This window comes from Humiphilus diazotrophicus, from assembly GCF_059726315.1.
This window is the reverse complement of sequence record NZ_AP040870.1, coordinates 5624453-5646241: the sequence shown is the minus strand read 5'-3', so window position 1 is coordinate 5646241 and position 21789 is coordinate 5624453. Positions and strand designations below refer to the sequence as shown.

The 21789-nt window shown below is 51.2% G+C and carries 12 protein-coding genes and 1 pseudogene; 4 read left to right on the top strand and 9 right to left on the bottom strand.

Annotated elements, in window-relative coordinates; all coding sequences use genetic code 11:
* Positions 1–320: 320 nt before the first annotated feature.
* The 4 genes from AC6I7T_RS23180 to AC6I7T_RS23165 all read left to right on the top strand — a co-directional run bounded on the left by AC6I7T_RS23180 (position 321) and on the right by AC6I7T_RS23165 (position 3627).
* A complete protein-coding gene (locus AC6I7T_RS23180; RefSeq protein ID WP_497790139.1) occupies positions 321–881 on the top strand; it encodes a hypothetical protein in 561 nt (186 codons plus the stop codon).
* Between the two features lie 382 nt (positions 882–1263).
* Positions 1264–1668, top strand: coding sequence for an IS66-like element accessory protein TnpA (tnpA, locus tag AC6I7T_RS23175; protein WP_497790138.1), 405 nt, complete (start codon positions 1264–1266; stop codon positions 1666–1668).
* Positions 1665–2006: an IS66 family insertion sequence element accessory protein TnpB gene (gene tnpB / locus AC6I7T_RS23170; RefSeq protein WP_497790136.1), complete on the top strand. Its 342-nt coding sequence runs from the start codon at positions 1665–1667 to the stop codon at positions 2004–2006. The genes tnpA and tnpB overlap by 4 nt, the downstream gene beginning before the upstream one ends.
* Positions 2007–2277: 271 nt before the next feature.
* Complete coding sequence (locus AC6I7T_RS23165; RefSeq protein ID WP_497790135.1) at positions 2278–3627, top strand: IS5 family transposase; 1350 nt, start codon at positions 2278–2280, stop codon at positions 3625–3627.
* 85 nt (positions 3628–3712) lie between these two features.
* Here the strand turns inward: AC6I7T_RS23165 and ltrA are convergent.
* The 9 genes and pseudogenes from ltrA to AC6I7T_RS23120 form a co-directional block, all read right to left on the bottom strand.
* A pseudogene (gene ltrA / locus AC6I7T_RS23160) lies at positions 3713–4900 on the bottom strand (group II intron reverse transcriptase/maturase); the annotation flags it as partial.
* A 1128-nt stretch (positions 4901–6028) separates the two neighbouring features.
* Entirely contained in the window at positions 6029–8956 is a 2928-nt protein-coding gene (locus tag AC6I7T_RS23155; RefSeq protein ID WP_497790133.1) for a PAS domain S-box protein, read from the bottom strand.
* Between the two features lie 1088 nt (positions 8957–10044).
* A complete protein-coding gene (locus AC6I7T_RS23150) occupies positions 10045–13764 on the bottom strand; it encodes a PAS domain-containing hybrid sensor histidine kinase/response regulator (protein WP_497790131.1) in 3720 nt (1239 codons plus the stop codon).
* 292 nt (positions 13765–14056) lie between these two features.
* The gene (locus tag AC6I7T_RS23145; protein ID WP_497790130.1) at positions 14057–14899 is read right to left on the bottom strand and encodes a CheR family methyltransferase; all 843 of its coding nucleotides are present in this window, start codon (positions 14897–14899) and stop codon (positions 14057–14059) included.
* Complete coding sequence (locus AC6I7T_RS23140; RefSeq protein ID WP_497790128.1) at positions 14896–16029, bottom strand: protein-glutamate methylesterase/protein-glutamine glutaminase; 1134 nt, start codon at positions 16027–16029, stop codon at positions 14896–14898. The genes AC6I7T_RS23145 and AC6I7T_RS23140 overlap by 4 nt, the downstream gene beginning before the upstream one ends.
* Entirely contained in the window at positions 16026–16517 is a 492-nt protein-coding gene (locus tag AC6I7T_RS23135; RefSeq protein WP_497790127.1) for a chemotaxis protein CheW, read from the bottom strand. The genes AC6I7T_RS23140 and AC6I7T_RS23135 overlap by 4 nt, the downstream gene beginning before the upstream one ends.
* 10 nt (positions 16518–16527) lie before the next feature.
* The gene (locus AC6I7T_RS23130) at positions 16528–18210 is read right to left on the bottom strand and encodes a methyl-accepting chemotaxis protein (protein ID WP_497790125.1); all 1683 of its coding nucleotides are present in this window, start codon (positions 18208–18210) and stop codon (positions 16528–16530) included.
* Positions 18211–18266: 56 nt separating this feature from the next.
* The gene (locus tag AC6I7T_RS23125; protein ID WP_497790124.1) at positions 18267–21449 is read right to left on the bottom strand and encodes a hybrid sensor histidine kinase/response regulator; all 3183 of its coding nucleotides are present in this window, start codon (positions 21447–21449) and stop codon (positions 18267–18269) included.
* 9 nt (positions 21450–21458) lie between these two features.
* A complete protein-coding gene (locus AC6I7T_RS23120; protein ID WP_497790122.1) occupies positions 21459–21776 on the bottom strand; it encodes an STAS domain-containing protein in 318 nt (105 codons plus the stop codon).
* Between the last annotated feature and the right edge of the window lie 13 nt (positions 21777–21789).

Genomic DNA, 21789 nt, shown 5'->3' with positions numbered 1-21789 from the left:
GCTTCGACTCAACAACTCCAGGATGCCCATCAGAACATTATGAATATTTCTGATCGGAACAGCAAGGTGAAGAGGGCAACAGCCTCAGACAATCCGATCGAGCAACAGGTGTGGAATGCCAACATGAATGCGGCGAAGGAGAGTAACGGAAGCCTACCTGGGAAGTACTTCTTCATTCGGCAAGAAGAACCAAAGAATCCGCAGCATCCTTCAAAGAAAGCAGGGTATGGGCAAGGAGTACCAGTCAAGTCGTACGGACCATTTAGAAATGTAGGGGGGAGGCGATGTACCGCGTGGAAACAGGACATTCATCGGCATCTATGAGAAATAAGCTAGCATCCTTTCTCATATTTACAGTACTAACAGCACCGTCAGTTCTAGCTCAGCAAGAACTGATAACGGGACAGATCACGTCCACCCAAAGGGTAGCTCGTCTCGGAACACAAGGAGATGACGATATAGCGGATATAAAACAGTTGGTAGCGACCCCAAAAATCAGCGTAGGACTGTTGATTGCTGACCTCCATCCCATACCTGATTCTGATGAGTTTGCAAAAGCGGACAAGCCTTCGATGGAGCATGTTCTATGGATGATTCGCGGGCTTCGATACATGACGGGCGGCATTGACTTCTGTGCCCAGAGTAAACATATTTTCGGAAACTCCGAGGTGGAAAAGAACCGCAAATACTGGTTGACTTTTCACCATAAGGACTGCTTGACTTTTTTCGGCTATTGGATGTCGCGAGACCGAATATACATCGCTCCGACTGATGCACAAGAGAACATCATTTCTCAGTGGCAACACTGGTATGCCGTATATGGCGCAAAGTTCGAGTACAAAACACTCCCAAACCCGCCTCCAGAGAAATGGCTCTGGTAATGAACAAGTACATACCAACTTGGGTCGCAAATGCGAATATTAGCGACCCAACGGCAGAGTGACAATACTAAATAGCGCAGCCCTCCGCCTGCACCAGGACAGGACGAGTAAGTAGCGGGAGACAGAGTAGTCAAGTAGTACCATGACCGATTACGATCTCCCCATCCACGGTTATGGGGCCATTGTCTCTGCCACCAATAATTGTCCGTTTGTTCATATGGCTGCACCGCTCCCTCAGCCACAAACTGCCAGCCGCTAACATCATTCGTTACTGACACACTTCGAATGTAAGCGTGTATTCCTGGCCGTCTGGCGGTTAAGGCGAGATTCGGCGAGGCTCGTCTGTAAGGCGGCGTAAAGTTGCGATTGGGGAGGAGTGTGTATGGAGCCGGTAATCCAGCCAGTAGTGGCGTCCCCAGGAAGACGCCGGTATCGGACGGTGGAGGAAAGGCGTCAGATTGTCGAAGAGACCTTGGCTGAGGGTGTTTCGGTCGCGGTTGTAACGCGTCGTCATGGGATAAACGGTAACCAGGTATTTCACTGGCGCAAGCTGTATCAGTCCGGTTTGCTCGAAGCGTCCTCGCCACAGAAGCAGCAAAACGCGGCACGACTTCTGCCGGTGAGGATAGTGGACCAGGCGGAGTGCGGAGAAGAGCACAACGTTTCTATTGCTGGTCCATCGAGCGGGGAGATTCATATCGAGTTTCCGGGCCAGGTGCTAGTTAGGGTGAGGGGCCGCGTCGAAGCGGCACTGTTGCGCTCTGTACTGGAGAGTCTGCGCGGATGATTCCGGATGGTACACAGATCTGGATTGTAGCCGGAGTCACAGACATGCGCTATGGCTTCACGGGCTTGAGTGCTCAGGTGCAGAACGTTCTCCAGGAGACCCCTCTTTCAGGGCAAGTATTTATCTTTCGCGGGCGTCGTGGCGACCGGATCAAGATTCTTTGGCACGACAACGATGGTTTTTGCCTATTGCAGAAGATGCTTGACCGCGGGCATTTCGTTTGTCCTCAAGCAGAGAGTGGCACGATATCGTTGACGCGTGCGCAACTTGCAATGTTATGTGAAGGGATCGATTGGAGACGGCCGGTGCGCAGTGCACCTCTGAGCATGGCTGTGTGATATCAGGTTATCTTGCCAAGTAACTTGGCAGGTAAGTCGTTGAGGTTTTCGCGATAACTGGGCCACGAGTTATGGCATAGTTCCTTCATGCGTGATGCGCCCGTCACACCGCCGGATCTGGACAGGTTAGATACGACAGCAGTGAAAGCGCTGATAACAAGTCGTCGCTGAAAAACCTATAAAAGCCGCATAAAACCAGATGGAAAGAGGGAATAGGTGGTCTAGAATTTCCTAGAAGGCGTTCCAATCGAAGCATTTTCTGGGGAAAATAATGCGGCCGAAACAGGAATCGAAGCAGCCACAGCGGGAGTTGTTTCAGATCGATCTGGAGCAGTTGATCGACATGAACCATCCACTGGTTCGTCTTGGTCTTTGCATTGACTGGTCGTCGTTCGAGCAGACGCTGGGTAGCACCTATGATCCCAGTCAGGGTGCTCCAGGTATCTCGACACGATTGATGGTGGCACTGCATTACCTGAAGTACCAGCTGGATTTGAGCGATGAAGATGTGGTCGCAGCATGGGTAGAAAATCCTTACTGGCAACACTTCAGCGGCATGCGTTATTTTCAGCATTCTATGCCGATTGATCCGTCGAGCATGACGCGCTGGCGCAAGCGGTTGGGCGATGCTGGAGCCGAGCAGATGCTACGCGCCACCATTGAAGCCGGCATGGCGATGCGTGTGATTCGACGTTCGGAGTTGAAGCGCATTAACGTGGACACAACCGTGCAGACCAAAGCCATCCGTTTCCCGACCGATGCGAGGCTCTATCAACGCATGCGCGAGCGACTGGTGAAGGCGGCACGGACAGAAGGCTTGACCATCAAGCAAAGTTACGAGCATGTCGGTCGCCGCCTGTTGATACAGTCCAGCCGCTATGCTCATGCACGGCAGATGAAACGCGCACGCGCCTGTACGCGCAAGCTGAAGACGCAATTGGGACGCATCGTTCGGGAGATCGAACGCCAGATCGATACCCCTTCTAATCCCCTTGCGAAGTTACTGGCGACAGCGCATCGAATCCACGCTCAACAGAGGAACGACAAGAACAAGATCTACTCGGTTCATGAGCCTGAAGTGGAATGCATCGCTAAGGGCAAGGCCGGCAAGCAATACGAATTTGGGAACAAGGTCAGTGTTGCGGTAAGCAGTCTCGGCGGATGGTTCGTCGGTGCGAAGAGCTTTACTGGAAATCCCTATGACGGTCACACGCTGGCCGAACAGCTAAAGCAAGTCGATAGCATGGTTGGCAACAAAGTAAGCCAAGTGCATGTCGACATGGGATACCGAGGCCACAACTACGATGGCGCTATCGCGGTGCATGTCGATAAGCGGCAAAGAGGCAAAACGCGACGAGCGTTATGGCGCTGGATGAAACGCCGAGCCGCAGTCGAGCCGAGCATCGGACACTTGAAGAGCGAACACCGGTTGGAGCGCAACCGGCTGAAGGGCGCTGACGGAAATACGATCAACGCTATCCTGGCAGCCGCCGCAATGAACTTCCATAAGCTCCTCGGAGCTTTTTGGCGCATTTTCCTCCCCAGCCTGATCAGCTCCTGGAGCGCCTCGCAACTCCGGCAACCTCCGGATGCCTTCTCTTTCCGGCCACAATATGCCTGAAAGTACTTGTCGAGTAGGTCGAGGGAGTTTCACCCTCAGCCTCTCACGGAAACGGACGTGAAGCTCTCACTTCATCCGGCTCTTATTATTCAACCAACGGCTTCAGTCCAAGGCTCCAATGGTAAAAGAGATTGCTGTCTTTGGCAGCTATTCGGCCTAGCCAGCGATATGCTTTTCCCCGGTGACCTTGGAACTGCTTATATTTCCTCATGGCCCAGCGAATCAACGTTGTCATCAAGAACTGATTTAGCATATTGAGGCATTTGGATCGATAGAACCGACCGTAATATGCCACCCATCCTCTCACCGCAGGATTAATAAGCCGCGCAATTCCCTCGATTGATTGTGTCGCTTGCCATGTTGTCACACGCCACCCACGCACGGAGTCACGTATTTGCTTGGCTGCCTTGTTACTCATGGCGGGTTGAAAACTGCAAAACAGCTTTCTATCTGTTCCCATTGCTGCTCTTGGCCGAAATGTATACCCTAAGAAGTCAAACGAGATGTTCTCGTACTGTTCTCGCCGTGAACCATCTTTGCAATAGACGATTCGCGTCTTTTCTGAATGCAGCACAAGACCACACTCTTTCAACCTCAGGCGTATAGCACGCAGAACAAGTTTAGCCTGAGATAAGTTTGCGCAATGGATCACCGCGTCATCCGCATATCTCTCAAATGGCATACTCGGAAATTCCCGCGCCATCCAAGCATCGAATGCGTAGTGCATAAATAGGTTGGCGAGTACAGGGCTTATTACTCCCCCCTGCGGCGTTCCTGCTTTCCTGTCAAGGATGGTACCATCCTCCATCTGAACTGGGGCCTTTAGCCATCGCTCAATGTAAAGAGGAACCCAAGGCAAGTTGGCATGACGCTTTACCGCTTTCATCATCAAACCATGATCAAGGCTTCCAAAGAAATCCTGAATATCAAGGTCAATGACCCAGTTCATGCGGAAGCAGCGTTGGCGCGCTGTTCCTATCGCATCTAATGCCGATTTGCCTGGACGGTATCCATATGAATCGGAGTGAAAGATTGCCTCTACCTCCGGTTCAAACGTCAACTTGACTACCATCTGCGCAACCCGGTCTGCTACCGTCGGTATACCGAGCGGTCGCTTCTTTCCATTCGCCTTCGGAATTTCTACGAGCCGGACTGGTGGTGGCATATAGCTACCCGACGACATGCGATTCCAGATCTTATAAAGGTTTCCCTTCAGATCCTGCTCGAATGCCGAGATGGATTGGCCATCAACACCGCCAGCACCCCGGTTCGCCTTAACCTCCGATAGGCTTCAACAACAAGGCGTTTGGGAATATAGTACGGTTTCGCCTCAGACATAAACTCCTTCCTTTGCAGGTTGGTTCACATCCTCAGCTGAATAATTTGGCCCCTTCACTCTGTCCGCATTACCAGACTTCATCGTTACTACGAGCCAATCCGTCCCTGCACTCCGCATCGGTACTCGGACCCTTGGGGTGCTACCCCTCGGGTTTCTCCCTTCGCATCGGAATGCCAGGTTCCCACGTTCCGCATAAAAGCCTGAATCAGAATCGCGCCACCTATCTGCCGACCACCACCCAGCCAGTAAACAGGTCTCCGCTGGACTTTGTCCCAACCTTCTGAAAGCAGGTGGGTTTTGATGGTATCTGTGTCGTTTTCGACAGCTCATCAGTGGTTCACTCTCGTTCGCCTTTCTGAATCTCACCTGACAGAGTCATGCTCTGCCTTTTCCCCAATTGCTCACTACCTGAGCTGTTAACCTCAAGCAGCATTGGGTGGTTTGAGAACTGCTCCTGCAAGCCGTCCTCGGAGGGCCTGCCTCCATCTTTCACGCAGCAGAGCTGCTTGTTCGTGGTCTTACGACCACTTCATAAGCGCCTTCGTGGCGCACTTTCAGTGACGACTAACGACATCCTGGAAAAGGTTTCTCGTGCCAAGTCTGCCTTGACTAAATGATGAGATTAACGACGGACTACACTAGATATCACATTACCAGATTCAGCTTTCGTCGGATCTTAGCGTCAACTCCACAGCGAATTCATCGCCCACCAGTGTCAATGAATTCATCAACAGAACCACTTCGACGCGGAAGATCAAATTGAGAATATTTCTGTATTCACGACCTTCGCATTTAGGGACAATGAATTCTCTATTAGCCGCCCCTCGAACCCGAGGTGGATGTCCTCCTGCAAGTTGAGACAAAACTTCGATAAAAGGAGGAATCAGCCCTCGCACAGATACCAGTGAAGGCTTCTTCAGATAAACGAGCACCTACTCCAGATGAAATAAAAGGCAGAATCAAAGCCGCCACAGTCAAATCATCGAAGAGATCTTGTCGTCTACTATTCCAGGAATACGGAAATTGACTGTGCCTTCACGAAAACGATTGTGGAGGACAATCTTACTTTCTGTCCGGCACATCTTTTCCGCTCCGAGACTCATCCGAATCCAATACATTGCGAACCCTGCGCCAGAGGTCGTCCACCGCAAATGGTTTCTGAAGAAAAGCGACGCCGGGCTCAAGAACTCCATGATGCAAAATTGCGTCGTCCGTATACCCAGACATGTAGAGTACACGAGCTTCAGGATGAAAGAGGAGGAATTGCTTCGCCAACTCAGGCCCACCAGCGCTGGGCAAAACCACGTCTGTTAGCAATAGATGGATTCGGTCGGAATGCTCCTTGGCGAAGGTGAGTGCTTCAGGGACATCAGTCGAGGACAAGATCGTATACCCTTTGCTCTCGAGACACTGTTGAGTGAGTTTGCGGATGCCTTCAGCATCCTCCACAAGTAGAATTGTTTCAGTCCCTTCAAAAGACTGACCCTCCTCACTTATTGTTTCGATCTCTGTTCCATCTGAGACTCTCGGAAAGTAAATCTTAAATGTAGTGCCCTTATCGATCTCGCTATAGACCCAAATGTAACCGCCATTTTGTTTGACAATCCCGTAGACGGTCGAAAGTCCAAGGCCTGTACCCTTTCCCTGTTCTTTAGTAGTAAAGAAGGGCTCGAAAATGTGATTCTGAACTTCCTCGTTCATCCCGATCCCGCTATCACTCACAGCCAACATCACGTATGAACCAGGCGCTACAGTAAAATGGCCGCGCGCATAAGCATCGTCAAGTTCGACATTCTCGGTCTCGATTACTAGGCTTCCACCTATCGGCATAGCATCACGTGCATTCACCGCCAGGTTCATAAGGATCTGTTCGATCTGACCACGATCAGCCTTTATCTGTCCAAGCCCCTCCATCAAAGCCATATTCAGCTTGATATCCTCACCGATCATCCTTTCTAACATTCGGCTGAGATCAGTGGCAATTGTATTTAGATTGAATACCTTCGGCTCTATAACTTGCTTCCGGCTGAAGGCCAGAAGTTGATGGGTTAACTCCGCTGCACGTCCGGCAGCCTTCTTTACCTCCAGTATCGTTTCACGCAGAGGATCTTCACCTGGGATGAAAAGAAGGCTGTATTCCGAGTATCCAATGATCACTCCTAGAAGATTATTGAAGTCGTGGGCGATTCCGCCTGCGAGCCGCCCAACACTCTCCATCTTTTGAGCCTGGCGCAACTGCTCTTCGAGCCTGGAGTGTTCCTCTCTAGTCTTCCGTCTCTCTTCTTCCGTTTCTATGGCATCTAGAGCAAATGAGATATCGAGGCCAATCTCTTCGAGAAGTGCAATCTCTTCCTCGTCGGTGAAATAACCGCGCGTAGAAGAATACAGATTGAAAGTTCCAACTACCTTCCCTTTGCAATAGATTGGAACAATTGCAGCACAATGATAGCCTCGAGCCAAAGCCGCTTCGCGCCAAATTGATTTCTCTGGAAATGACGAGATGTCGTTGTAAACCATGATCTTGCCGCTTCGCACTACCATATCCATGGATTCGTAGCCAAATAATGTGTTCTCATTAACCTTCACACTATCTTCTGGCCAATTTCCAGCAGATGTAGAACAGGCTACAAGCCTAGTCTGTTCTCTATCCGCTTCAACCAGACCGATCCAGGCCAATTGAAGCTTTCCGAATTCAACAGTAACTCGACATATAGTTTGAAATAAGCTGCCACGGTCTTTTATCCTGACGATAGTCTGATTCACTTGACTCAGAGTGGCGTAGAGTCTGCTGAGGCGCTGAATGCGATGTTCAGATTCTTTGCGCTTAGTGATGTCACGATTACTAATCCGCCTTCCCAACCATCTCCCGTCCGAGCCGAACACTGGTCGGCAGGTGTGATTCATCCAAACGATGGATCCATCACGTTTGATAATACGAAAATCGATGACAGTCCTCTGCTCCTTGATCCGATTTTCACTCTCAAAACTCTCCTCAAAATGGGCCAACAAGGCAGCCTGATCCTCAGGATGGACAATCTTGACCACAAGGTCGGGGTCTTGCATGAATTCCTCTGCAGAAAAACCGGTAAGGCGCTCGCAGGAAGGGGTTACGTATATCATTTTGCGATCTGGACCGGCCCAGTACTCCCAGTCATAGGTGAAATCTGCCATCAACCGAAAGCGTTGCTCTGCTTCGCGCAATGCTTCCTCACTTCGTTTGCGATCGGTAATGTCGGTGGCAATGGAGCAGAGAAGATAAGGCTTACCGGAACTGTCAAGAAGGGGAGACTTGACTGATAAATATGTATGTTGGCCATCGTCAAATGGTGCTGACTGTTCCTCCGTCAAAGAATGACCAGCAGCAATTACTCTCTGGTCCGATTCTCGAAGGACGTCAGCCACCTCCCGAGGAAAGAGATCGTAAGCGGTCTTACCACACACTTCCTTTCGGTCGAGATGAAATATCTCACAAAAGCGCCGGTTCACTAGCCGATAATAGCCGTCCAAGTCCTTAACATGAATAACGGCCGTTGAATTATCACTGATATCTTGTAGTAGCTGCTGACTTTGGCGCAAGGCTAGCTCGGCACGCCGGCGTGCAGTAATATCTAAGGCCACTGTCAACTGTGCCTTCCGGCTAGACCACATCACATCGTCAGAGACAAGCTCAACCTCGAATATCGTTCCATCCTTTTTCTTATGTTTGTAAAAACAGGACGCACGATTGCCTATTTTGCATTCCACAGAAGCGTCCAATGACATGTAATCACTATCGGCAGCTGTAATATCCTGGAGCGTCATCCCCAGAAATTCTTGCGGTGTGAATCCGTACTGATGGACGGCGGCATCATTCACCTCCAGGAACGCCAGCGTGTCCTCGCCAACAATCCACATCGGACACGGGTTATATTCGAAGAGCTGGCGATACTGCCGCTCGCCAAGGTACTCAATTGAATGAGGATTTTCGCTTTTTGCTTCGGTTGGATCCAACTTCCCCTCCCGTTTATTTCCAGGCGCGACTAAGCTTTTCGAGGGTTCCGCGAGAATGATAGTCGAACATAGCATTTATCGGGAATATAATACGAAAGTATCTTTCAAGATATCCATCAACCACGACGTACCCAGGAAAGGCAATACCAAAACGAGAAAAAGCGTTTCACTCCATCTATGATGCGCGTCACACACCACCCATGAGCGGTGTAGCACACCCAATCTGCTGTGAGCTCTCCCCGGAATTACCTTCCAAACCGGTCAGAATGTTAAGAAGTGAGTGGATACAAGATCTCAATTTTTGATAATACGTATTCGCTAAGTTCATCGTCCGATCAATACAGCATCGATAGAAAATTATCATTTGATTCCGGCACCGTTATCCATCCTGACAAAATAACCAAAACGGCATTCACATGACATCAAGATCGGGTGACGTGTATCTTCGAGCATAGATTTTGCGCTCAGACTGTCGAAGGGCGAAATTGGAAGGTTCCCTAGGACTACTTCCATTGATTAGGAATCCAATGCCAGCTAGGTTAACGTTTGAAACACTTCTATGGCAGACTTCGTAGTCTGGTCCTTTGACCAGTGCACTAACGTCATGTGAGTTACTCAGTTTTAGGTTGGCCTATCGCACAAGCATCCACACAATGTCCCGAGATCAATGGCCTCGGGCATTATGGATTACAGAGATTAAGACTCATACGACAAGTAGTCCATTCCGATATCGGCTACGGAGGTGAAACCCGGTACTACATGCCATAGAAATCTTAGTTTCTTACACCTGAAAGGTTCTCTTTGTAATCGACATGCAGATCCGATCTACAATTTCGAAAGCCGTAATATCCTGGAGCGTACTACCCATCGGAATGCCCGCAATTTACTATGCAGATCTACGCGTCTGGGTATTGGATGGTGTTTAAAGTCTTGAGCCTAGTCTAGTGAGTAGCAACCTCTATGTGACAGGAAGAATGTAGACACAATGGGATTCAAACCGCTGACCTCTACCGTATGCATCAAAGTTTCGGCCGATTTTGTCCTTTTCTCTCATTGAGCAAAGATGGGATATGGACTCGCATGCACAACTACCATGGAGAGACAATTACTGCCAGTTGCAATGCTTCTAGCAATCGAGCAACTTGCAGTTCCAACTCTGGAAGCCAGCCAACGGTTCCCGCTAAATCACCCACGCGGCCTGTTTGTTCCATTTCCTGGGCCACCTCCCTAAGCGCCTCTCCTCCTACGTTGGCTGCGGCTCCCTTCATCTTGTGAGCCTGTTTCCAGATACATTCAAGATCGCCCCGCTTGACCTGCTCTCTCAGTACACTCAGCAAGCCGGGTAACTCTTCGAGAAAATCAACTGCTACAGAGCGAGCGAAATCTTCATCGCCCATCATGCGCCGTAAGAATGTCTCCTTGTCGAAAACCAGAGACTTGTTTACCGGTCTCGATGTCATCTTGCTATCCATGGCCGATTCGACGTGAGATTCTGGTTGAATTTGGTGCGCTTTTCGCATTAACCACTTCTCCACCACTTTGGCTAAAATCGTCGAATCAATTGGCTTGGCAATATAATCGCTCATCCCGGCAGCAAGACATTTTTCGGTATCTCCTACCATAGAATGTGCGGTAAGTGCAATGATGGGAACATTGTGATTGAGCACTTTAGATTGAGGATCACGAATCCGCCGCGTGGCCTCATATCCATCCATTTCCGGCATCTGCACGTCCATGAGCACCAAATCGTAAGAAAGTGTTTCGAGTGCATGCACGGCCTGTTTGCCATCGGAAGTCACATCAGCGTGCCATCCAAGCAACCGGAGCATGTCACGAGCCACTTCCTGATTGGTAAGATTGTCCTCGACCAGCAGGATTCGGGTATTGCTGAGGCGAGCCTCCCTCAGGCTCCGCCGGGTAATGAGAGCGCGCTCTTTCTTAGGCTGCTCCGTCAACACAGCCGCCAGACAGTCAAATAGATCGGACTTCCGCACCGGCTTAGTCAGATATGCCGCGAACCCTATTTCCTTGACCCGGTGAGAATCTCCGCGTTGTCCCAAGGATGTCATCATTACGAGAGGAATTGTCTTCAGAGTTTCGTCTGCCAAAATCGTCCGGCCCAGTGTGGCCCCATCCACATCGGGCATCAACATATCGAGTATCACCAGTTTGAAGGGAACTTCAGCGGTCACCGCTTCCTGCAACCTGGCCATTGCAGTCGAACCATCTTCCACTGCAGTCACAATCGCTCCCCAGGACTGGAGTTGGACTGTAAGTATTTCCAGGTTGGTGGCATTGTCGTCAACCACCAAAATGCGTGCTCCCTGTATCCCTGCTGACGCAGTATTCCCTTGCTTGGCTGCAAGCTGTTTGCCAAGACGGATCGTAAACCAAAACTCCGAGCCTTCGCCTTCCTGACTCTCCGCTCCGATTTCACCATCCATTAGATCTACCAGCTGTTTGGAAATAGCCAGCCCCAAACCCGTGCCGCCATATTGGCGTGTAGTGGAAGCGTCCATCTGCATGAAACTGGTGAATAGCAGGTGTTGTTTGCTCTTGGAAATGCCGATGCCAGTGTCTCGTACGGTAAAGCGCAATGCCACTTCGGCCTCGCTTTCCGAAATTAGCGCCACATGAACTATAACTTCGCCTTGACGAGTGAACTTTATGGCATTGCCGACCAGATTCACCAGCACTTGACGCAAGCGAGTTGGGTCTCCGTGGAGAAGTGCGGGCACTTCGGGTGCCATGGCACAGACAAATTTCACTGGTTTCCCGGCGACACGCCCAGCCATCATGGCTGCTAAGTCATCTATTAGGACTCTCAGGTTGAAGTCCAGCAGTTCGAGATCCAGCTTGCCAGCTTCGATCTTGGAAAAGTCAAGAATATCGTCAATCACATCCAGCAACGATTTGGCGCTGGCTGAAACCACTTCCGCATAATGCCGCTGCTCCGGATTGAGATCAGAATTTAACAGGAGGTCCGTCATCCCCAAAACACCGTTCATAGGTGTACGAATCTCGTGACTCATGTTGGCCAGGAATTCGCTCTTGGCCTGGTTGGCAGCATCCGCTTCGTTTCGGGTATGTATCAGTTCAGCTTCGTAGCGCTTCCGCTCGGTAATCTCCTCCGCAATCCCGATAATTCGAATCAGTTGCCCGTCCTGATCATGAATAGGAAGAGCCCGACTTCGGATCCATTTCTCCTGTCCGTCAGGTGTTCGTATTCGGTATTCCGTTTCCGTAGCCTCTCCCTGCTTTTGCTTCGCAACCATTAAGCGGACCTGTTCCAGATCATCGGGATGAATTGACTCCTGCCACGACATCGGAAATTTGTAGTAGCTCTCACAGCTTCTACCCCAAACTTGTTCATACGCAGGGCTGGCGTAGAGTGTTTCGTCTGTTGCCGGATCACGCATAAAAAACACGTCGCGAAGATTTTCCGTTAACTGGCGAAATTTCTCTTCACTTGCCTGCAAAGCGCGCTCGGCCTGCTTGCGAATCGTGATATCTCGAAAAAACCATACGCGCCCCAAGTGCTCCCCATTTTCGCTTCGTAAACTGCTGGAATAGCGTTCAAGTGTCCTGCCATCTTTAAGTTCAATTTCACAATGGTCGTTAATCTCAGGATTGCTTTCCAGCTCTCGAGTTCTCGTCAAAAAAGCATCTGCACCTTTTACGCGAGCCAGGATCGCAGACATGATCGACTGAGACTGATCGATTGCTGCTTCGGACAGAGTATCTGGGGTAGTAGACAAAGAGATCTGCCATACATCCAGAAATTTCTGATTGTGGGACACAATGACATTGTCCTTGGCCACAACAAGAATTCCGTCAAGAGACACTCGATGTATTGCGCGAATGAGAGAGTGTTGAAATTGGCGTGCCTGTTCAACCGCCAGTCGTTCGGTTACGTCCCTTTTGATCGCGACATAGCTAACGATCGTCCCTTTCGAGTCCAGCACCGGAGCGATTCTCGTTTCTTCGTGATAGGTGGTTCCATCCCTTCGTTTGTTAGTCAACTCACCCTGCCAGACCTGTCCGGACCGGATAGTACTCCAAAGTCTTTCGTAAAATTCTGGGGTGTGGTAACCCGACTTGAAAATGCGCGGATGCTTCCCTAGAGCTTCTTCACGGGTATATAGAGACATCGCTGTGAATGCTGGATTCACGTACCGGATCTTCCCGCTGATGTCGGTGATGACGATAGCATCTGCCGCCTGTTCTACAACCGCAGCCAGCGAGGCATGCTCGACAATTGCCTGCTTCAAAAGCTTGTTTGTTTGTGCCAATTCGGCATTCTTGAGTTCCACTTCGGCAGCGTGTTGTTTGGCTCGCTGATCGAGTTCCCGGTTCAGGCAGGTCAGCTCCTCGTCGAGGCGATTGTGCTCACGCCGGAGGCGAGAGTGCTGAGTCGCCTGCTGCAGGAGGGTCCGAATGGCTAATCTCTCGAAAGGCTCATGAATAAAGAAAAGGATGCATCCTTTGTCAACAAAATCGATGACATCGTTGGATTCGTAACAGTCAGAGATCATGATGCAGGCGGCGTTGGGACACAGAGTGTGAACAGTTTGAAGAAACTCAGTAACGACTCCGTCGTGCATTCGCACATACGAAACGACCACATCAACATCGGCCTGGGCTAGAACCTGTAAGGCTGCATCTCCACTTAAAGCTTCAATGTACCGATACTGTTTTCCAGCAAGCAGAGAAAGCTTCTGACAGAGTTCGTGCTGGCTATCGACCACCAGTACCAAAGGTGATTCTGAAATTGTGTCTGAATCAGATATCAGCGTCGCTGAACCCATGCCAAACTCCCACCGAGATTCCGTACGGAGGCTATCCGCTCCTATGTCATCGCATCTCACATCCGCCGGGAGCACAGTATTTGGCGGCTCCAACTAGTGAAAACGCAGATAAACAAGTACTCCCAACTTGGGGAAGACGATGAACGTCAAAGCAGGCTCCGATATCGGATGCTAGCTAACCTATCGGCAAAAGGATTCCTTACGAAAGGGAAAATCCGACGTCCTCGAGAGGGCAACTGCCAGGTTGGACAATACTACTTTCCGGGCCATTCAGGATCTTGCGCCTCTGCCTTCAGGCCAGCCCCTTCCACTGATAAAACACCGTCCTAAGGTATCGTTTAGGCTCAAGCTCCGGACAGAGCCCGGAGATAGACTCTGTCGAACCTATGATTAAGCAACCGTCTTTGGCCAGATATCTGGCGAGGTTCCGAAACAACCTGGTCTTGTCCGCCTCCGTGAAATAGATGGCTACGTTCCGACAGAAAATGAGGTCGAAAGGATTAGGAAAGGAGAATGGTTCCAACAGATTCATCGTGCGAAAGTTAGCCAAGGCTCGGATCTCGTCACGGACCTTCCATTTGTCCCCCGACAGAGTAAAGTGCCGAGCAAGCATCTCCGGGGGCAGGCCCCGCTCCAGTTCCTGGCGACTGTATACACCGTAGCTTGCGTGGGCAACAACCTTATTGGATATGTCGGTACCCAGGATACGAATATCATAGCGGGTAAGATCTCCAAGCAACTCTTTGAGTACGATGCCCGTGCTGTACGCCTCTTGGCCGGTAGAACAAGCTGCACTCCAGATGCGGATAGTAGCTCGTGTGCCATTCCGGTTGCGCCGGTCAATAAGTTCGGGAAACAGTTTATTCCGAAGTAGTTCAAAGGGAGAAGCATCGCGGAAGAACGAGGTTTCGTTGGTAGTGATAGCTTCGATAATTTTTGCACGGAGTTTCAGGGTCGCGTCTGCTCGCGCCTTGTAGAAAAGCTCGGAGAAAGTAGCAGCGCCAACCTCTGGAAGCAAGCTCCCCAATCGCGTCTCTAGCAGATACCCCTTGGAATCGTCCAGATGAATCCCACAGATCTCTTGGATATAACGAGACCACACGGGCATTTCCTCACGTGTAATCGCGGTGCTCAACCCCGGCCTCCTTTCAAAGTGGCGACAATGCGGCTGGCGATCGAATCCAGAGGCAGGACAGCATCTGCTACACCAGCATCCACTGCTGCTTTCGGCATGCCATAGACAACGCAACTTGCCTCATCCTGAGCAATCACAAAACAACCGTGACGCTTGAGTAGACGCAAACCAATCGTCCCGTCACTACCCATCCCCGTGAGTATTACGGCCATGGCGCGCCCTGGAAAATGATTGGCTGCGGAGCGAAACAGGTAGTCTACTGCTGGTCGGCAGTTATTTTCAGGAGGATCGTCCGTCACTTGCATTACTGCTCGACTGCCTGGCCCGACGCCTAAACGCATTTGCCGCCCCCCGGGTGCGATATAAACCGTGTTTGGCGCGGGGAACTCGCCGTCTGCTGCTTCCCGGACGCGTAGCGCGCATTTGGGGGTCAAGTTATCGGCCAGCGATTTGGTAAAGATCGGCGGCATATGTTGCACGATTAGAATTGGCACGCCAATGTCCCCCGGAATCGCAGGCAGCAGCTTGGATAAGGCTTCGGGGCCGCCTGTAGATACACCGATCAGAACCATTTCAGGCTTCATCGGGTTCGATAGGCGTTGCATGCGGATGGCTATCCCATCGAGTCCTGCCTCAGTCGTCACTCCTTTGGAAACTACCTTGTTCATGGGAACTGCCGGCTGGGCTGGGGAGGTTTTGCCACGCAAAATTGAACGCACCTCCAAGCGATGCACGAGTGCGAGAACTCGTGGACTCAACTCCTGGATCAGTGCCTTGCGTCCCTGCTCTGGATTCGAGACGTCTGGTTTGGTAATGAAATCAAATGCACCTTTCTCCAGAGCACGCATAGTGAGGTCGCCTCCTTGTCTGGACAATGCGCTCACCACAATGACTTCTGCCTCCAGTTGCCCGTTCTGACGCAAGCCATCCAAAACGCCTAGACCATCCATCTCCGGCATTTCGATATCGAGAGTGACAAGATCGGGTCGCAACTCATGGATCTTTTGCAAGGCGACTTTGCCGTTAGCTGCACTGCCAACTACTTCGACTCCCGGAAGCGTTGTCAGCGCGTCTGAAAGAACCCGCCGAAAGAAGCCAGCATCATCAACTACCAGAACTCGCAAACTCATTTTGGCTCTTCACCTAAAAGCTGCCCTGTAGGATCATTGGGATCGAGTATTGCAACGGGATCGAGCAAGGCAGCCAAACGATCGCCACAGCGAAATACTCCAAGCATCTTCTGCATTTGAACTCCATGCAGGTTGAGAGGGGGAGGCAACAGATCCTCTGCGGCCACCTCAGTGGTGTCGCTTACCGCATCCACTAACAACCCGACCGGTTCACCTTTCCAGTCCGCAATCAGGATGCGGGTTTCTGGACCGAGGTCAATGATCGGCAACTCCAATCGAATCCGCAAATCAATTACTGTAACAATGCGTCCCCGCAGATTGCGGATACCGGCAACGTAGCCTGGAGCATGGCGAACGGGTGTAACCTCACCCAGCTTCACCACCTCTTGGATAAGGGTCGTATCAAGTCCAAAGGTGCCGTCGCCAAGCAAGAAAGTTGCAACCAGAAGCTCGCCTTCGGCATTTTGTCTAGAGCTTTCAATCGTCATGGCTACCTCCTTACATTCGGAATTGAGCCACTTGGGTTTTCAGCTGGTCCGCAAGACGAGAAAGGTCAACAGAACTCAGCTGCACCAGTTCGCCGCCACGCCGAATGTCGAGAACGTTCTCGTTCACCCCGGCTATGTCTTTCGCTATCGACTTTGAAACCTGCGCTGTCTGCGCGATATGAGTATTTGCATCGCGCACTCCCGACGAGGCCTGCGCAATGTTCCCAGCAACATCTTTGGTTACCGCCGCCTGCTGCTCAATGGCCGCTGCAATACTCGATACAATGCCGCCCACCTCTTTAATCACCTCTGTGATTTGCTCGATATCCGCAATAGCAATTCCTGTCGACTTTTGCACGCCGGTAATGCGTGCCTTGATGTCTTCTGTTGCTTCTGCAGTCTGCTTTGCCAGCTCCTTGATCTCATTGGCAACAACGGCGAAGCCCTTGCCTGCCGCGCCGGCTCGGGCAGCCTCAATGGTTGCATTAAGCGCCAATAAGTTCGTCTGTGCCGAAATGTCGGTGATTGTCTCGGTTACCTGACCAATTTCCTCTGCCGCGTTTCCCAGTTTTTGCATCTGTTCGGAGATCGTTATCGCTTTGTGGGTAGCTTGTTCGCTGGTTACCCGCGCGCGTGCCGTGTTAGAGGAAATATCGCCCACCGTAGCGCTCATTTCCTCAGTGGCGCCTGCCACTGAAGTGAGGCTGGCAGACGATTCCTCCATGCCGGAAGCCACCGACATGATGCTGACGCTGGCTTGTTCGGCTGCAGCCGCAACCCCATTTGCTTTCTCCGACATCGAGGCGACTCCGGACGCCGTTTGTTCTGACACAGTCGACAACTGCGAAGCGGAAGAGCCCAAGGTCTGGACTCCACTAGAAATGTCACTTACAAGACGCCTGAGACTCAGGGTCATTTCATTGATGGCCAATGTAAGTTCAGCAATTTCATCCTCGCTTGTAGATTCCAGGGGCTTCTGGCTAAGATCTCCACCTGCAATCGCTTTTGCCCGCTCCAGGATTTTGCTTACGTCGGTAGAGATTCGACGGCTGATATAAAAGGCCGCAAAGCTGCCAACCAAGATGGCTAACAACGTCGTCAGTATCAGCATCCAAATTGAGGAGGATGCAGCCTCTTCCAGCTTTACCGCTTCTGCGTCGTTGATCTCTCTCATTGAATCGGCCAATTCCTGAGTAATCGACTTCGATTGCAGGACGTAAGGTGTCACCGTCTTGGACATGTACTGTGCGGCGGCAGCTTCGCTGGCAGGATTATTCGCTTTTCGTATATTGAAGATCTCTCTATTGAGCTTATCGGCTTCATTGATGCGCTCGGCCAATGCTTTAACACGATCCTTGTTTGCTTGAAGAAGGAAGTGAGGACTTAGCTCCTGGAGCTTCTGGATATCAAACTCCATCTTCTTTTCTGCCGCTTCAACCGCATCTTTGGCCTTCACCGCTGTTTCAGGATCGCTAGCCATGAGAATGTATTCGCGAGTCCGGCTCGCTGAATTGCTCATTTGACCATTCAGCTCCTGAGAATAGATCAAGCTTGGTATCCGGACACTGATCATCCCCGCTTCACGACTGCGCATGTCCGAAATCTTCCAGTAGGTCAATCCCGCGCTGAACACCATCACTGCCAGAACCACTGCGAATGCGAGTCCTAGTTTCCTTGCCAAAGTAAACTTCATAGATAGCTCCTTTTTACTCGAATATCGATTTTTCTTAACTGTTTCTACTGAAATAGCTAATTTGCTTGCACAGAGTTTGTTATGTCGGCAAGCAGAAAACGCTGCAAACCAGCAAGCAGGTTGTCACGATCAAGTTTGGTTTGGTACTCGCTAACGCCAGCAGCTTTGCCCCGAGCAAAATCGTCGTCACCAGCAAGCGAAGTGATCGCAATAACCGGCAACAAGGCAGTACGTTCATCGGCGCGAATGCGCTGAGTCAGACCTAAACCATCCAGACGTGGCATTTCGATGTCGGTGACAACGATCTTCACGCGGTCAACATTTTCGACGAGTAGATCCCAGGCAGCTTCCCCATCTGGTGCAGCAAGAACTGTGTAGCCGTCTTCCTCGAGAAAGCGGGTCACTTGAGAGCGGAAGAAATCAGAGTCTTCAGCCAAGAGAATAACTCTGTTATCTACTTCGGGCGATTGTTGTTTCTCCGCCGCGCGCTGCGCCGCCCATTCCGGCCATGTGGCATCAACCAGTTCAAAGAGATCAACCACAAGGACGGTTCGATCATGAATGATCGCTGAGCCGGCAACACCTTTTTGACGGTGTGTGACTTGATCGATTCCCACACTTGTCTCGATCACATCCACCGGCATAGTTCCAAGCAAGCCAACTTCGTGCCCCCGAACATTTGCAATCAGCACGGCCAATTCCTTTGCCTCGGCAATTTCGCTCACTTGAGCCGTGTCGGAAAGCGAAATGAGCGGCAAGAATCCATCACGATGCTGCATCGTACGTCTTCCGCTTATTGTTTCAATCTGCTGTGGCCGTATGCGCCTGATGCGCAACACCGTATCCAGAGGAACTGCGCATAACTGTTCTGGGCCATTGTGGAACAGAAACAACGCGTGGCTATCGACGAGTTTTTCCTGCTCGACGGCTTGTTCCTGTTCGCGAGCGCGTACAGCATCGGAAACAATGCCCAACTCCGCTTTGGCGGCAAGCCCTGCAACATCCAGAATGAGCGCTACAGTGCCGTCGCCCAGGATGGTTGCGCCTGCGTACTCTCGCAATCCCTTGAGATGGGAGCCCAGCGGCTTGACGACGATCTCTTCAGTGTCGTGAAACGCTCCGACAACAAGAGCATATGTCTGCGTGCCTGTTGTGAGCACCGCAATCTCCAGGGCTGACGCCGAACTCCGACGCCGGTCACTGACATTTCTCCGTGACGGGAATTCGGCAGGCCTATCCGTTTGCTGCTCTTCTTTGCCAACATCGGCCGTAGGATGTGCCGAGCGCCGATCTGCCAGTCTTTCGCGCCGGTCAATCTCACGTCTATTCGTTTTGGGATCAATGTACGTTGGCAAAACCCCTAACAGGTTTGCGAAACGTACAAGCGGAATCAGCCGGTCGCGTAGCACCAACACCTCAGTCCCGCCTACGACTTCAATGCGGGCCTTTGTCTTTCCCGGTTGCACCCGCAGCAGTTCCTCCACATTGATTTGCGGGATAGCAAACCGCTCTCCCTCGACGGAAATAATCAGAGAAGAAATGATCGTTAACGTGAGCGGCAATTTAATGCGAAAAGTGGTTCCCTTGCCCAACACCGAGACGATTTCGACTTTACCTCCGAGACGGTCCAGGTTGGTCTTGACTACATCCATGCCAACGCCGCGCCCCGATATATCAGTCAGTTTTTTCGCGGTAGATAGACCTGGGAGAAAAATGAGGGCTGTCTTGTCTTGGACAGACATTCTTTGCACCTGATCGTGTGTAATCAGCCCCTTGGCCTCTGCCGCCTGTGCGATGCGCTCTGCATCGATGCCTTGCCCATCGTCAGCTATCTCCACTACAACCTGTTCAGCCTCGTGATGCGCATCGATGATGATCGTGCCATGCCGCTTTTTGCCGAAACGAATGCGATCTTCGGGGAGTTCGACACCATGATCGACTGCATTGCGAACCATGTGAGTTAATGGATCGGAGAGAGCCTCGATCAAGCTTTTGTCGAGTGCCACATCCTTGCCCCTAATATCTAATTCGATTTCTTTACCTAGAGACGCTGCCATGTCACGCACAATGCGCTGGAACTTTCCAAAAACATTTCCGATAGGCTGCAGGCGAGTCTGCATGATGACGTCCTGCAATTCAGTGGTGATTTGGTTGATGCGCTGATCAGCCCGGCCTAGCGCCCGAGTATTCTTCTGTGCAATTGCGGCGCGCAGCTGATTTCGTCCCAGCACTAACTCTCCCGCAAGATTCACCAGTGTCTCCAGAATCGCCACGTTAACCCGGATGGTATCCTCCACTACCGTTGCAGGAGCCGAAGGAGCAGAAGTAGGCTTCGTGGTTGCGGATATTGAGGATGAGCGCTCCGCCTTGACTATAGGCGCCACCGTGGAGGCAACTTCTGGAATATGGTTCTTTGGAACCAGTGATCCCATGGCTCGCGAAGCAGCTTCTTCGGGCGCAGGCCAAGCAGTCTCAATGAGGAGCTTAACTTTGTCCCGATTATGAGGAAATAGAGGATCAATATCGGCAGGCGTCAATGCTGTAGCAAGAATCAAACGCAGGGGCAGTTGGTTTCCAATTGGATCGTCCAGCGTGCCTACGGCCTCGAAATTCACATCACAATCCAGAATCTCTCCGGCTGTCGATAGTGCATGAAAAACTTCAAGCACGTTCCTACCTTGCCGTTCGATATCGTGGATCAGATCGTATTCGACGCAGTACACGCACTGTCCGGCATCCCGCACTCTTTCATAGTCGAACTTAGACAGGACTATAGAAGGCCCTCCCCCTTCCTGATCGAGCAAGACCGTCTGCCTAAGGGACGGTTTCTGCTCTTGGGGTAGATAAGAAGACGTCAAGCCGATCAAACTCATCACTAGTTCGTCGATATCGGCATTACCGCTCTCGGCAGGGTGGTTAATCATCTCGCGAAGTTTGTCAAAAGCCGCCAAGAGAAGGTTGGTAATCTCCGCGTTGGGGATCATTTTCTTCGACCGCACCATATCCAGTACTGTCTCAGCTCTATGGGACAATTCCTTGACCTTGGTAAGACCAAAGAAGCTGCTAGCACCCTTGATGGAATGGGCAGCCCGGAATACCTTATTCACCAAATCCGCATCGATGTTCGCTCCAGCATCTTCAATGGCTAATAGGTCCGCCTCAATCGTGGTGAGGTGTTCTCGCGATTCGTTGATGAATTCACCAAGTAATTCATCATCCATCTCCATACCCGTATCCATGTGCCCCTCCTACTCCACCTTCTCGCTAACGTTGAGGCGTCCCGTCAAACGCATGCTTTGGAGCAGGCGAAAGATGTCAGGGCAAACGTTAGTCACCTGAACCTTACCGCCCTTCGGACTCAGGCTGTTGGCGGCGGCGATCAACAAGCCCATGCCGCTGGAATCCAGCATCGTGGTACACGTCAGGTCGAACACCAGATCTCGGGTGCCATTGTTCAGCATCTCTTTAAGTCCGGCTTGAAGATCCGGAACCAGGAGCGCGGTAAGATCGCCCATCAACTTCACCAAGCCCTGCTGGTCCTTCTGTTCAATAACGTATGCAGCCATTTCAGTTTCCTTT